The organism is Dokdonia sp., from assembly GCF_039945015.1.
Lineage (GTDB): Bacteria > Bacteroidota > Bacteroidia > Flavobacteriales > Flavobacteriaceae > Dokdonia.
In genome coordinates this window covers 36,481-49,993 of the sequence record NZ_JBDUXP010000030.1, presented here as the reverse complement: position 1 = coordinate 49,993, position 13,513 = coordinate 36,481, and the positions used below count along the sequence as shown (strand labels likewise).

Genomic DNA, 13,513 nt, shown 5'->3' with positions numbered 1-13,513 from the left:
GTAATTATTTGTATAGTTTTTTTGCAAGCGTTCCAATACTCAATCCTTGGGCAATGATAGAAAATAAAACAACAACATAGGTTATGTACACAATTAGTTCGCTAGAAAGCGACTTACTTAAACTTAAGGCAAGAGCAATAGAGATACCACCTCTTAAGCCTCCCCAGGTTAAAATAGTTATTGTCTTTATAGGTTTTTCTTCTTCATGTTTTAATAGAGAGTATGGTATAAATACAGAGATAAACCTAGATAATAATACGATAACAATGGTGATAATACCAAGTATTAAATAGTTGAGATTAAACTCTAATAAATGGATAGCAAGTCCTATTAATACAAATAAAATTCCATTAAAAACATCATCTAAGATTTCCCAGAATTCATTAAGAGACATTTGTAATTCATTTTTATTATCATTGATATGAACTTTATTCCCTATAAGTAATCCAGCAACAACCATAGCAAGTGGTCCTGATACGTGAATCATAGATGCAATTGTATACCCTCCTAAAACAACAGCGAGACTTATCATCACTGCTAGATTTGAATTGTTTTTTAAACTTTTAATTAGCTTTAAACCTATAAACCCTATTAACAATCCATAAAGTAGACCCCCTACCGCTTCTTCAAGAAATAAGGTGCCTATCTCAGCTCCTATTTCTGACTGACCATGTTCTCCAGTAGCTGTTGCGATTAATAAGATTCCAGAAAATACAACAACACCAATACCATCATTAAACAAAGACTCTCCTTCTATTTTAATACCTAAACTCTCTGCAATATTTGCTTTCTTTAAGATCGCCATAACTGCAATAGGATCTGTAGGAGATATCAAAGCACCAAACAATAATGCGTGAATGAATGGAAGCTCTATCCCTATAAGCATGGCTACTCCAAATACAAGCCCTCCTACAATAAATGTAGACATAAGCACACCAATCGTTGCAAATAAAAGGATTGATTTTTTCTGCTCAGCAAGCGCCCCAAAATTAACGTGTAATGCTCCCGCAAATAACATAAAACTTAAAATACCATCAAGAAGTAGTGTTTTAAAATCTGCATTGATAATAATATCACAAAAGAATTGATAAAAATCAGGAACAATAGATTTACTTAAATAAACAATGGTTACTAAAACCAAACTAAGAAGTAACAATCCTATAGTAGTAGGGAGTTTAATCCATTTACTATTTATGTAATTAAAAAGTACGGCAATCGTAAAAACAATACTGAATGACTCGAACATAGTTTTAAGGTTTTTAAATTGTGGTTAACATTAGAAGTAGCACTTCAGATGTTTAGTTAATGGTTTTAAGTGTCATTTCTTGTTAAGTACGCTTTCGCGAAAGTGTACTTAACATTAATATATTTTAGAGGGTAAATCAAGGTCTTTTATATCTTCTGTCTTGATACGTAACTGGTACCAATCTTGTATTTGAACAACATCACCAGTAAGTATGGATGGCTTTCCTATATAGGGCAATATTTGCTCATTAATAGGATTGCCTTCGAGATCAGTAAGTAAGTAATATTCAGAAATATTATTCTCATCGGTTGTGGCTAAAACTGGAGGAATACCCCCAGAGATACATAATGTAGCACAACTTCTATGTATCTTCCCTTTACCAGGTTTCATCACTCCAAAATAACATTTAGGGTCGATAATCTCTCCTTTTAGTTCCATTCCAGTAACAAGTTGTTTTGTCTTAGGTAATCTATCTGCAGATGCTTTTTCTACTAATGAGACTTTTTCATCACTTGTGATTTGTAATAATGTTTTTCCATTGTAATAGATAAGGTTTCCTTCAATGCTTAATACACTACCAGATAATGGACCTGCTTCATTTCTTATTTTTTGTAAAAAGGGATTGGCACTTATTTTACCAAAACCTAATAGCAAAATATTCTGATACACATTGTCAGCTGTCTTTACACGAAGCATAGGATATGGCATTTCGTGATATACACCAGTAATCTTTGTACTGGTTGTTAGCTCAAAAGAGCTGTTTTTGAATTTGTTTTGAGAAAAAGCAAAAATCAATGCACCTCCTAGTAATAGTAGTATCCCAAAAAGTACAAATGACTTTAATCCTTTCTTTGTTTTGGGAGATACTGTATCTAGATACCCAATATAAAAATCATCTTCTTCTTTCATAGTATTTAATTAAAACGTGACAGGTTCGACTTCAGTTCCTTCTGCCAAGGCTTCTGGAAGCACATAGATGCTATTATTTGAATTTTTTAATCGGTAGGTAGCAACTTTCTCTGTAAATGGAGGAGGAGACTGCCCGTTATGAGGTAAATATTGATATCCATGCCAAGGGCATGTGATACAACCGTCTACTACTTTACCTTCTCCTAAAGGACCTCCTTGATGTTTACATACGTTTGCAATGGCAGATAACTTATTATCGTATTTAAAAACAGCAATACGCTCATTACCAACAATGAAAATCTTTGCTCTATCCTCAGGAATCTCATCGATATCACATACATATTCCCATCCTTCTTCTTGATGAGTTGCCTTAGTCTTGTCAACTTTTGATTCCTTAAAGGCTGTTGTTATGTGTAATGCTGTAATCGTAAGAAAGCCTAGCCCTAAAAATGCAATAACAGTAATAGATGGCTGTTGTTGGAAAGCTCCTAAAAATACATGAAGGACAACAAGTATATAGGCTATATACACAAGCATATGTAATCTTTTCCAAGTTTTTGGAGAAAGATTTTTAAGCCAGAAATCATGACTTGTTGCGGCCATTAAAAAGAAAATAACCAACGCAAAGAAACCTAGTACTTGAAATGGAAAATTTGTAAAAGATGTATACTCCATATTTGAAGTAAATAGGGCATATATAGGATTTACATTTCCTAATGTATGAAACTGAAAGAGCGAAAACCCTCCATGAATCAATGCCGCAATAAACATACTTACACCTAGATGTCTCCTGTTATAAAGGATAGGTAATAATCTAGGATTCAACCTTGCTAATGGACCAATGCTTAATATAATATGTAATAGGACAATGGCTAACGTTCCAAAGGCCCTAATAATTAATGTTTCTGCACTCGTCTCGCTATTAGTAATTAACGTGATTCCTATAAAACTAATAAGATATAGGAACATTCCAATAACGATCCATTTGTCGTACGTCTTCTTGTGCTTACTCCAAAGCACAGGCTGATAATTTACTCCCATGAAAGATCTATATTTCGTATTTCGTTATTTTTTATCCCATCATATAACTGAATCTTTTTTATCGATTTATCGATATCAAAAGCATACAATCCTTTTTTATCTATAGTTCCGAGAAAAGCTCCTTTTTTATGATCTGGTGTTAGTGTGTACACTACAGTAGATGCACTTTTTAAAGGTGTCTTTAGAACAATTTGTAATTTATTAGAGTTTGCCTGTTCTTCTATACTCATATAAAACTGGGTGTTATCTTCAATGGTGTGAACTCCTTCTGTAATTGTTGCAATAGAAGCATCACTATCTGTAAGAAATGGTTGTTTTACACTATTAATAGATAACACAATAAGTACAGCCCCTAAGAGTCCCAAAACGATCCAAATGATCTTATGTGCTTTTCGTAATCCGGAAGTCATACTTTAGTTTTTGAAATGTTTATTAGTTTTAAAAGTAAAATAGGCCAAAGTCCTATAGCTCCAGGAACAAATAAAAGTCTAACGGTCCATTTACTATCTTTTATAAGTTCATCCATCTGCGCCGCTCCTCGTATAAAGAAATAGATTCCAAATACGAGGCCTATCGCAAGATATATGAGAATGATAGTCGGAATAATCTGGGCTATTGTTTCCATGATTTTTATATTAAACCTGAATCTGTAATTATTTCTAATAGAGCAGGTCCATTGTGCGCTTTTAGTTTTTCTAAAGCAGGAATTAATTCCTCTCTTTTTGTAACTCTAATTCCTAAAGCACCACAGTTCTCTGCATATTTTGCAAAGTTTGCATTGTGCAGAGATGTTTTCCAAACATCTAGTTCTGCTGCTTTTTGTTCTTTAGAGATTTTTCCAATTTCAGAGTTGTTTAACAATACGTGCTTGATGTTCATATTGTACTTGACAAGTGTCATCATTTCTCCAATATACTGCCCAAAGCCACCATCTCCAGAAACCGACCAGATAGGTCTTTCTTTTCCTTGTGCAGCCCAAGCTCCCATAGCAGCTGGTAATGAGAATCCAATAGATCCTAAATATCCAGACATCAAAATAGATTGATTTTTTGGTTCAAAATAACGTCCAAAAGAATAGGTGTTGTTCCCTACATCTACAGCGATTACAGCATTGTCTGGAGTGACTTTATTCATCGCTTCAAATACCGCAATAGAACTTAATCCTATTTCACTTTCATCTTTTAATCGACTTGCTTTTTCTTCTCTCCAAATCGCCCAACGATCGGCAATTTCTGATCGTCTATCTACCGTATTTAATTTTCCTTTGGTGTCTTCTTCAAGAATACTAAGTGTTTCAGAGATTTCTCCCCAAAGTGCAGCATCTACTTTATGAAACTTACTTAAAGCTGTAGGATCGTAATCTACTTGAATGATTGGTTTTTTAGGAGTAATTCCAGTATGGTTAGAGAACGATGCTCCAAACACGAGTAATAAATCACTTTCATTCATAAACCAAGAAGCGATAGGAGTACCACTTCTTCCTAGAACACCACAGCCTAGTTCGTGGTTGTCTGCAATAAGACCTTTTGCTTTAAATGTGGTAATGACTGGGCAATTTAATGTTTTCGCGAAAGCGGTAATCGCTTCCATATGAAAACGTGCTCCATGACCTACAATAATAGCAGGCATTTTTGAATCCTTAAGCATCTCTACTGCCTTTGCTACCATTTGCCTTGGCGGCGAAATATTCATAGGTGTGATTCTACCTTCTGGTGTTTGTGCTTGCTCACCTTTAGTTTTTGGCATAAAAGCCACTTCATCTGGAAAGGTAATATGTGATACATCTCTATTAAGCAATGCACTTTTTATAGCAAGGCTCATGAGCTCGCTATGTTTAGAGTTTTGTTGTACACTATGATTAAAGTGAGCTACGGTTTGGAAAGCACCTACAAGATCTACTTCTTGAAAAGCTCCTGTACCTAGCACTTGCGTATTTACTTGACCAGAAATTGCAAGTAGGGGAGCACGGTCTACTTTTGCATCCCACATTCCTGTAAACATATTAGTAGCTCCAGGTCCTGCAATTCCAAAACATACTGCAGGTTTTCCCATTAATTTACCATATGCCGAAGCAGCAAAGGCAGCAGCGCCTTCATGGCGAATCCCAAAAAATTGAAATTTGCCTTGCTCTTCTAAACGTCTCATGGCATCGGCAACACCAAGATTAGAATGACCTACCATTCCAAAACCTGTATCTACACCCCAATTTACCATGGTCTGTATCATAACATCAGAGATAGTATCTTCATGTTCTATCTCTTCTTCAACAGCTACAAAAATTTCATCACCATCTTCTTTTACTTCAAATGTTTTTACACCATCATCAAATCCTCCAGGAGGAGTTCCTGTACAAGGATCAAAATCCCAACCATGCCAAGGACAACGCAACATACCGTTTTCTATAGATCCTTCTCCTAATGGTCCACCTTGATGTGGGCATTTATTATCCAATGCAGAAAATTTTCCTTTAAAATGTGTTAGACAGATACCTTGGTGTCCAGCAGTTACCGTTTGGACACGTCCTTCAGGTAATACTTTTTTGTTTTCAAGAACTCTATACCATTTTTTAGTTGTAGCCATGCGTTTTATTTTTTATTGAATTTTATTTTAAATTGATCTTGTCGTATGCTTACTGCTCTATAAGAATACTTAATGAGCCAGAAGAGTCCAAAAAGCAACATAATAATCCCAAGAATAATTACATACAATGCTAAGGTTGCTTCTGTGCCTATTTTTAAACTAATACCTCCAATAAGAGCAGCTATTACTAGGCAAGAAATAGCGATATAAAAGAGCACCATAGCTCTATTTAGTAATTTTAATTGCACCAACTTTCTATTAATAATCAGATCATTTTCATCAGTACTATGGATGAGTGTATTGATCTCAGTAGTTAATGTGACCATTAAATTTGAGGTAGAGAGGATTAATAATCCTATACCTGGAATGATTGTAATAGGGATATACCAGTTTTCCATTACGATTGTGTTTTTATGTGTACATCTTGAATAGGGTATGGAATAGTCAACCCTCTTTTTTTGGTAATTGCATAAATACGTGTCATAATTTGATCTTTAAGCAATATCTGATCTGCATAATCTTTAATGTAAAACTTAAGCCCATAGTTAATGTAAAAATCTTTATATGAAATTAAGAGAGATGCAGGTTCTGGTGTTTTTAATATATGTTCTGTAGAAGCTGCAACCTCTAGTAATATGTTTTTTACTTTAATAGGGTCATCGTCATATGAAAACCCAACAGTGACGAGTTCTGCATGAACAGGGCTAGGTCTACTTAGATTTTTAATATGTTCTTTGGCAAGTGCATTATTTGGAATAATAATAAGCTCGTTAAAACGATTAACAATTTTTACAGAACTCCAACTAAAATCAACAACTTGACCTGTTTCATTTCCAATTTCTAACCAATCTCCTTTTTCAAAAGGTTTTGCAGCTAGTAATGCGATTCCGTTAAAAAGATTGCCTAATGGTTCTTGTAACGCCAGACCAATAACAAATGAACTTACACCGAGCCCTGTTAATAGATTCCCTAGGTCAAACCTCCAGATATGTGATAAGACAAAAGCACTAGCAAATACTACTAATAGAAATTGAATAATGTTTCTCGCCAGTTTTGGAATGGTTTCTTTTCCTGTAATGATATTCCCTTCAGAAAAGAAGAGATGACTTATCATATTGAGTAAAAATGCAATTCCAAAAATAACGAGAATAGTCTCTGTAAATTTTGCTATGATCGTTGTGCGAGAAAGCCCCAATATATAGACACATAGGATAAATACAAAAGTGGTAGGCAGTAATAGATAACGCATAATTCTAGGCGCAATAACTGGCTTATTCTTTTGAACTCTCTTTTTGATTAGTAACCCAATCAATATAAAAAGAATGACAAAGATGGCTATGAGTATGCCACCTTTAAGAGTCAAAATTTTAGAGAGGTTATCGAATGTCATGTATTTACTTTTTATACTGGTCTATGGCTTCTTGAAGAAATTGAACAGACTCAGATTCTACAAGGTTTGTCGCAGGGAGAATAGCTCCCTTAAAACCTTGATCAATCCATTGCCCAATACTTAAATCTTTATAAGAAGCAGGTAGTATAGCATTTCCGTTTTTGTACGCACTGATATAAAAATAATGTTTATCAGATATGGTATCGGGAATAGCCATTCCTATGCCTATAAAAACATCAGACCCTTCTCCTAAAGAAGCGTAGATTCCTGTATCAAAATGGTGAGGCCATATCCGAATAGGCGAGTTTAAAGCATTCTTGTTTATAATACGTTCTAAGGTATGTTGAGCAAGAATTCTTAAGTTACGTAAGTGTTCTAGTTGCCTAACATCGGTTAATTTAAATGTATAATCAGCATCAATTGTATAGGGTAAATCATAATGAAACTCATAGACATAGTTTTTGGAAAGATGTGTTTGTGCGCGTTCCTGTAACCATTGTAGTATATCTCCGTGTGTTTTCCCGTCAAGGGAAAGAGAAGTAGCACCACTTTGCGAAGTCCACTCTAATGAAAACTGTTTATAGTTTAAAGATAATTTATCTCCAGAAGGGGATAAGTCATAGGTTTCCATACACATGGTATCTGTGTTAAAACCTAAGTTGGTATGACTGTCATCAGCTTTCTTTTCTAAAAAACTCATGTTTGCAGCTGCTAAGTATTGCGCTGCAATGTGTAATTGATCTTTCATAAATTTAAATACCTGCGTAATTAATACCTGTTAATTTGTACATATCTCTATTAAACGTAGATAAGTCCTCGTGATTAAACTTAGTTATATCATCATATCCACAGGCTCTCGCTACTACTTTAATCAAGTTGTTTGTTGCGTCAAAATAGTTGTGTAGCTGCTTTGCAGAGCTGTCTATAATCAAGCGACTGCGTAATGATTCTTTCTGAGTTGCAATTCCTACAGGACAATTATTACTACCACATGCACGCATTCCTAAACAACCTATGGCTTGTAATGCAGAGTTGGATACAGCAATGGCGTCGGCTCCTAGCATTAACGCTTTCGCGAAATCTTCGGCAACACGTAATCCTCCTGTAATGATTAATGTTACATCTGAAGCGCCTACTTTATCTAAGTATTTTCTAGCTCTAGCCAAAGCAGGTATCGTAGGTACATTGATGTGATCTCTTAAGATAGTAGGAGCAGATCCTGTACCGCCACCACGACCATCGAGTATGATATAGTCTACACCTACATCTAGCGCAAACTGAATGTCTTTTTCTATATGACTAGCCGCTAGTTTAAATCCAATGGGGATGCCACCTGTACGTTCCCTTACTTGGGCAGCAAATGCTTTAAAATCTTCTACGCCATGAAAATCTGGAAAGGTAGCCGGGGAAATGGCGGTTTCACCTTCATTAAGACCACGAACGGCAGCAATTTCTTTACTTACTTTGGCGCCAGGAAGATGTCCTCCTGTTCCTGTCTTTGCTCCTTGACCTGCTTTAAAATGAAATGCTTGAACGTTATCTAGCTTGTCCCACGTAAATCCAAATTTCGCGGAAGCGAGTTCATAAAAATATTTAGAATTATTAGCTTGTTCTTCAGGAAGCATTCCACCTTCTCCAGAACAGATTCCTGTTCCTGAAAGTTCAGCTCCTTTTGATAACGCAATTTTTGCTTCACGAGATAAAGCTCCAAAACTCATATCACTTACAAAAAGAGGGATGTCTAAATGAAGTGGTTTTTTTGCGTTTTTACCGATGACAACCTTAGTAGCAACATCATCTTCATCGAGTAAAGGTCTAGAGGCCAGTTGCGCGGGTAAAAACTGAATATCATTCCACTTAGGAAGGGTGTTTCTATCAACTCCCATCGAAGCAGAAAATCCGTGATGCCCTATGTTTTTAAGTCCGTTTTGAGCAAGTTCTTTTATATAATTTGTATACGGCTCTGTCTCTTCAGGATGTGTGTCTGCATAAGCACCTAGATATTCATCACGATTAAAAGGTTGTGGGCTGTTTACAAGATATGCGTCGATTTCAAATTCGTCTACAAGTAAATCATCACCTTCAATTTTTGTAGAAAATTTATGTAATACTTCTTTATTGTTATATTCTGATACTCCAGAATCTACTCTATAATCCCAACCATGAACACCACAAATAAGGTTGTGTCCATCTACATGACCATCAGACATTAAAGCACCTCTATGGAGGCAACGACCATATAAAACAGAAATATCATCATCAAACTTTACAATAACTAAATCAAGGCCATTTACGAGTGCATGCTCAGGTTCTTTATTTACTAATTGAGAAACTTTTGCAATTGAAATTGGTTTTTTCATATGTTTTTATACTGTTGTTATTGTTTATACTTTTCCTTTAAAATGCAAATCCTAATACAAATACAATTCGTCCGCCATCATCACTGCCGTAATATCCTACATTTGCTGTAAATGTATCAAGACCACTTATCCAGAAAGATCCTCCTGCACTCGTATTTATAGTTTCAGATTCATTAATGATATTTGAAGTTTCATTGCCTTCCCAAACTCTTCCATAATCAAATCCACCAGTTACTCCATAGCTTAATGGAATGAAACTACTTTTAAATTTTCCTAATTTTAATCGCAAATCAGTGTTTTGATAAAAGGCATATTTTCCGATAAAACGTTCATTTCTAAAGCCTCTTAAACTATGATTCCCACCTAGACTAGCTCCGTGAAAGAATTCAAAGTTGTCACCAAGAATAGCTTCTCCTCCTAGCTTTGTAGCAAACACTAAGTTACCATTTTTAGAAATCTTATAATCAAAGGCAATATGAGACGCTACATATCCAAATTTGTTGTCATCATTTCCTCCATCAACAATTGCTTTATAACCTGCTGTAATTTCTGTGTCAAAACCATAGGTAGGAAAAGCTACGTTGTCTTTGTTTTTAAACCCGTAAGAGACTTCTCCTCCAGCATAGGTTTGACTTTCAAATGTAAGAACGTTTACTCCTCCTATACCTGGTGTAGCGATAAAACGATCTGATGTGTTTTCTACTTCAAAAGATTCTATAAGAGGTTTGATTTTAAAGTAACCACCGTTATTTCCTCTCCAAATTAAAGCTAAAGCTCCTTTTAATTGGCGTATACGTACACGATTAAAATCTAGGTCTACTAGATCTTTATCGTACTCTGTACTATTACCAAATCCAAAGAAGTTTTGTGCAAAGTTAGGACTGTTATATTTTAACTCAATTCCAAAGTTCCAGTTATGAAATATGTTTGCAAATTCTCCATTATAACTTGCATCATATCCAGAGTTACCTGTATAGTAAGAAGCACTTATAGTATGCTTTGTTGTAAATGGATTACGTTGTATGCCATAGGTTGTAAAATTATTTACAAAACCGATTCTAAAACCATCATCTGGATTAGATCCGATGATTGGTAAAAATTGATTTACAGAATACTTACGTTTTTTGTAATCATAGTTATTGATTTCATAACTATCTACGAGCCATTTTTTTGAAGCGTTATTTAAAATCGTATTCTCTTTTCCTTTGTAATCATAGATTTTTATTTTCTTCGTATTTTCAAAATCATAGGTGTCGTTTTTCTTCCCTCCCATAACTTTAATCTTAATAAGACGGTCACCCTTTCCAGTTACTTTAAAAGTGTCTTTACCATCTAGTCCGTAAATCCAGATTTCTTTGGTCTCATCACTAGAAAATGTTCTGTGAAATATTCCCACATCTTTTCTGTTGATATCGATGGTTGTTTTTCCATCAGGAAGTCTTGTGATTTCAAAGGTATCCCCCTTTTGTGTTCCAGTAATGACTTCATGTTTATTTATAAAGTCATAGTATTTTTTTGCAATAGAAACGATATTACCACGTCTTCCTTTTAACTTTCCTTTGATCTCTTCTATGGTTTGACCTTTTACTTCTTCAGGAAGATGCGTAAATGCATTTTCGATCACTTCGTCTGTGATTCCATTTTGTAATGCCATGGCTTCTTTTTCCCAATCTTGCCAATTAGATTGATTAATAAAAGCCATATCTAATGGATAAGGTTCAAAACTAAACCAACTAGGGCTTTTTAATTCTTCATCAAATGACTGCATCATTCTAATACTAGGAACTGCAAACCTTAAAAAGGCTAATAGGCTACCATCAAAAACAGAGAATGCTTGATCTCTATCTCTTGGTATTGGTTTGCAAATTTCGCTACCGTCTGCATTTTTAAATAATGCCCAGCGCCATTGATCTTCGTGACGATCCCAGTCTCCAATAAGCATATCAAAAAGGCGCGCTCTGATATAAGAAGGCTCATCTACGATTTCTTTTCCTGTTTTATGAATCTCTTGTAAAACATCACTAGTGCTTAGTATCTTATCTGGCGTTCCAAAACTTTTTAAATCTTTATGACTAGAGGATACGCGTTCTTCAATTAAGTATAATTCATCTCCATAATCTGCATTATAAGTCCCTAACGCTTCCTGTTTTGGAATGTAGTAAAGTGCAGGATTGGTATGGTATACATCTGCAGCATCAGAAAGTGTTCCTATCGTAGTGGCTGTATATGGATGCGCTGTTGTGTAAAAATCAAGTAGAAAAGTATCGGCAAAACTGCCTTCGAGGTCTTCCTCTACATAGGTGTCTTTAAATGCAGTAGATTGTAAAAACTTTATGGCACTTTTGCGTAAAGCACGCATCACATATTCTTTTCCATTTTTATCTTCTAAACGCAAAGATTTAGATTGATGTCCTCCACCAGCTCTTACAGGAGTCAGACCGCCTTTTAAAGTGTCTAAAAATGCAACAGGAGCATTTACTTCTTTACTGTAAAACTCGCGATAGTGATCTCCCCATAATCCTTTATAAACTTTGCTCTTCTTAGTTTCGTCATTTGAATATACAGAAGCTTTTTTGTTTTCCGGGTAAGTGTTTTTTGGTTCAAGTGTTATAGAAGCTGTTTGTTCTATCTCTTTAAAAAGAGTGGTGGTAAATAATACTCCAGTTTGATTTTTGAAATGTACAGTTACACTTCCATTTGCACCTATATCTAGGCGTGTATATCCTTTTTCGCTTAAAGCGAAATTACCACTACCTGTAGCCACTTTTTGAACCTTCTTAGTTTCTCCAGCAGCTCCACTTACGATTTGTGGTACTCCAAAATCATTGATGTATTGCAAATTTTTGTCACTACCAGAAACAAATAAGATTCTTTCATTCTCTTGTGCTAGTGTAAGCAATCTATTACGTAAACTTCTGTATTGCGTATGTTGAAAATCTTCCTGAGAAAATCCACCAGTTCTTGCAAAAAATCCAGCTTTAGATAGTGAGAGCATCGGATGATGTATTGCAATAATTTTTGTTTTAGTTTGCGATTTCTTTAATAGGCTCTCAAATTCTAAAAAGAAATCATTTCTGTTTTTGATATCGCAATCTTCATTAAGATAAGTTTGCTTATCCCAGTTCTCTAGAAACCATTGAGAATCTATTGTAATAAGAACAGCGTTATCAGAAAGATCTGTCTTTTTAATTGGACAACCTTTGTCTGGATAAAATTTTGCATCACTATTTTTTTGGATGTACTTTTCAAAGGCTTTTACGCCTTTATATCCTCGGTCTTGCCATTCATTATTTCCAGATGTAAAAATAACCTTCCCTTTAAATGATGATGTTGTTTTAAGTTGCTGATCTATACTAGGTTTTGCTTGATCATTAAATCCTGTTTTTGGAGTAGCATTTCCTAAGAGTAATAGCATAGATTCTTCAGAAGCATCGTCTACAATGTTTTGTAGTGTAGTCTCAGCTCCAGGAGTATTTGTGTTTCCTGTGATATATACAGAAACTTCTTTCTCTTGGCTATAGGTATACGATGTTATACATAGTATAAGGCAAAAGAGCACTTTATGAATATGATTTTTTAGATTCATTATTTCTGAGTTTTTGGTTTGTGATTGGTTATTTTTAAAATAATTAGTGTGGTGAATAGTATAAATGAAAGATAACACATCGGAGTGCCTCCATCAAGTTTAGGACAAGATCCATTTCCTGTGTATTGCATAATAGAAGCAATGATTGCAATAGAAGCGGCGAGCCCTGTAAAAATAAAATACAAAGGAGTGTATCTTTTTAAGAGATGTACAATTAGTGGGATTAAGAAACAAATCAAGATAATAAGGCATGCTGGTATTATCCATATTTTTGGACAACCATTTCCTGTCTGTATCTCATCTATTACAAGACCTCCGGCACCCCAAACACCTACAAAAAGAAGGAGTGTTATTATAAGATTTGTAATTTTTTTTAATGTCATTTCTTTCAGTTCTATATG

At 34.9% G+C, this 13,513-nt stretch carries 12 protein-coding genes; all 12 read right to left on the bottom strand.

Annotated elements, in window-relative coordinates; genetic code table 11:
* Positions 1-4: 4 nt before the first annotated feature.
* Positions 5-1,246, bottom strand: coding sequence for a sodium:proton antiporter (locus ABJD27_RS19935; RefSeq protein ID WP_348163596.1), 1,242 nt, complete (start codon positions 1,244-1,246; stop codon positions 5-7).
* Positions 1,247-1,360: 114 nt separating this feature from the next.
* A complete protein-coding gene (locus ABJD27_RS19930; protein ID WP_348163593.1) occupies positions 1,361-2,155 on the bottom strand; it encodes a hypothetical protein in 795 nt (264 codons plus the stop codon).
* Between the two features lie 9 nt (positions 2,156-2,164).
* Positions 2,165-3,196, bottom strand: a complete 1,032-nt coding sequence (locus ABJD27_RS19925) for a Rieske 2Fe-2S domain-containing protein (RefSeq protein ID WP_348163590.1) — start codon at positions 3,194-3,196, stop codon at positions 2,165-2,167.
* Positions 3,187-3,606, bottom strand: a complete 420-nt coding sequence (locus ABJD27_RS19920) for a hypothetical protein (RefSeq protein WP_348163587.1) — start codon at positions 3,604-3,606, stop codon at positions 3,187-3,189. The genes ABJD27_RS19925 and ABJD27_RS19920 overlap by 10 nt, the downstream gene beginning before the upstream one ends.
* Positions 3,603-3,821 (bottom strand): hypothetical protein, encoded by a 219-nt coding sequence (locus ABJD27_RS19915; RefSeq protein ID WP_348163584.1) that lies wholly within the window; start codon positions 3,819-3,821, stop codon positions 3,603-3,605. The genes ABJD27_RS19920 and ABJD27_RS19915 overlap by 4 nt, the downstream gene beginning before the upstream one ends.
* 5 nt (positions 3,822-3,826) lie before the next feature.
* Positions 3,827-5,776: a thiamine pyrophosphate-dependent enzyme gene (locus ABJD27_RS19910; RefSeq protein WP_348163581.1), complete on the bottom strand. Its 1,950-nt coding sequence runs from the start codon at positions 5,774-5,776 to the stop codon at positions 3,827-3,829.
* Positions 5,777-5,781: 5 nt separating this feature from the next.
* Positions 5,782-6,174, bottom strand: a complete 393-nt coding sequence (locus ABJD27_RS19905) for a hypothetical protein (protein ID WP_348163578.1) — start codon at positions 6,172-6,174, stop codon at positions 5,782-5,784.
* Positions 6,174-7,166, bottom strand: coding sequence for a mechanosensitive ion channel family protein (locus ABJD27_RS19900; protein WP_348163575.1), 993 nt, complete (start codon positions 7,164-7,166; stop codon positions 6,174-6,176). The genes ABJD27_RS19905 and ABJD27_RS19900 overlap by 1 nt, the downstream gene beginning before the upstream one ends.
* A 4-nt stretch (positions 7,167-7,170) precedes the next feature.
* Positions 7,171-7,914 carry a hypothetical protein gene (locus ABJD27_RS19895; protein ID WP_348163572.1) on the bottom strand — a complete coding sequence of 248 codons (744 nt, stop codon included), beginning with the start codon at positions 7,912-7,914 and terminating at the stop codon, positions 7,171-7,173.
* Positions 7,915-7,918: 4 nt separating this feature from the next.
* Positions 7,919-9,526: a glutamate synthase-related protein gene (locus tag ABJD27_RS19890; RefSeq protein ID WP_348163569.1), complete on the bottom strand. Its 1,608-nt coding sequence runs from the start codon at positions 9,524-9,526 to the stop codon at positions 7,919-7,921.
* A 37-nt stretch (positions 9,527-9,563) separates the two neighbouring features.
* Entirely contained in the window at positions 9,564-13,112 is a 3,549-nt protein-coding gene (locus tag ABJD27_RS19885; RefSeq protein ID WP_348163566.1) for a metallophosphatase, read from the bottom strand.
* Positions 13,112-13,495 (bottom strand): hypothetical protein, encoded by a 384-nt coding sequence (locus tag ABJD27_RS19880; protein WP_348163563.1) that lies wholly within the window; start codon positions 13,493-13,495, stop codon positions 13,112-13,114. The genes ABJD27_RS19885 and ABJD27_RS19880 overlap by 1 nt, the downstream gene beginning before the upstream one ends.
* Positions 13,496-13,513: the final 18 nt, after the last annotated feature.

What these genes read in the sequence shown, in the direction of transcription:
- ABJD27_RS19935 (WP_348163596.1), bottom strand. Translation starts at nt 1,246, where the DNA reads ATGTTCGAGTCATTCAGTATTGTTTTTACGATTGCCGTACTTTTTAAT.
- ABJD27_RS19930 (WP_348163593.1), bottom strand. Translation starts at nt 2,155, where the DNA reads ATGAAAGAAGAAGATGATTTTTATATTGGGTATCTAGATACAGTATCT.
- ABJD27_RS19925 (WP_348163590.1), bottom strand. Translation starts at nt 3,196, where the DNA reads ATGGGAGTAAATTATCAGCCTGTGCTTTGGAGTAAGCACAAGAAGACG.
- ABJD27_RS19920 (WP_348163587.1), bottom strand. Translation starts at nt 3,606, where the DNA reads ATGACTTCCGGATTACGAAAAGCACATAAGATCATTTGGATCGTTTTG.
- ABJD27_RS19915 (WP_348163584.1), bottom strand. Translation starts at nt 3,821, where the DNA reads ATGGAAACAATAGCCCAGATTATTCCGACTATCATTCTCATATATCTT.
- ABJD27_RS19910 (WP_348163581.1), bottom strand. Translation starts at nt 5,776, where the DNA reads ATGGCTACAACTAAAAAATGGTATAGAGTTCTTGAAAACAAAAAAGTA.
- ABJD27_RS19905 (WP_348163578.1), bottom strand. Translation starts at nt 6,174, where the DNA reads ATGGAAAACTGGTATATCCCTATTACAATCATTCCAGGTATAGGATTA.
- ABJD27_RS19900 (WP_348163575.1), bottom strand. Translation starts at nt 7,166, where the DNA reads ATGACATTCGATAACCTCTCTAAAATTTTGACTCTTAAAGGTGGCATA.
- ABJD27_RS19895 (WP_348163572.1), bottom strand. Translation starts at nt 7,914, where the DNA reads ATGAAAGATCAATTACACATTGCAGCGCAATACTTAGCAGCTGCAAAC.
- ABJD27_RS19890 (WP_348163569.1), bottom strand. Translation starts at nt 9,526, where the DNA reads ATGAAAAAACCAATTTCAATTGCAAAAGTTTCTCAATTAGTAAATAAA.
- ABJD27_RS19885 (WP_348163566.1), bottom strand. Translation starts at nt 13,112, where the DNA reads ATGAATCTAAAAAATCATATTCATAAAGTGCTCTTTTGCCTTATACTA.
- ABJD27_RS19880 (WP_348163563.1), bottom strand. Translation starts at nt 13,495, where the DNA reads ATGACATTAAAAAAAATTACAAATCTTATAATAACACTCCTTCTTTTT.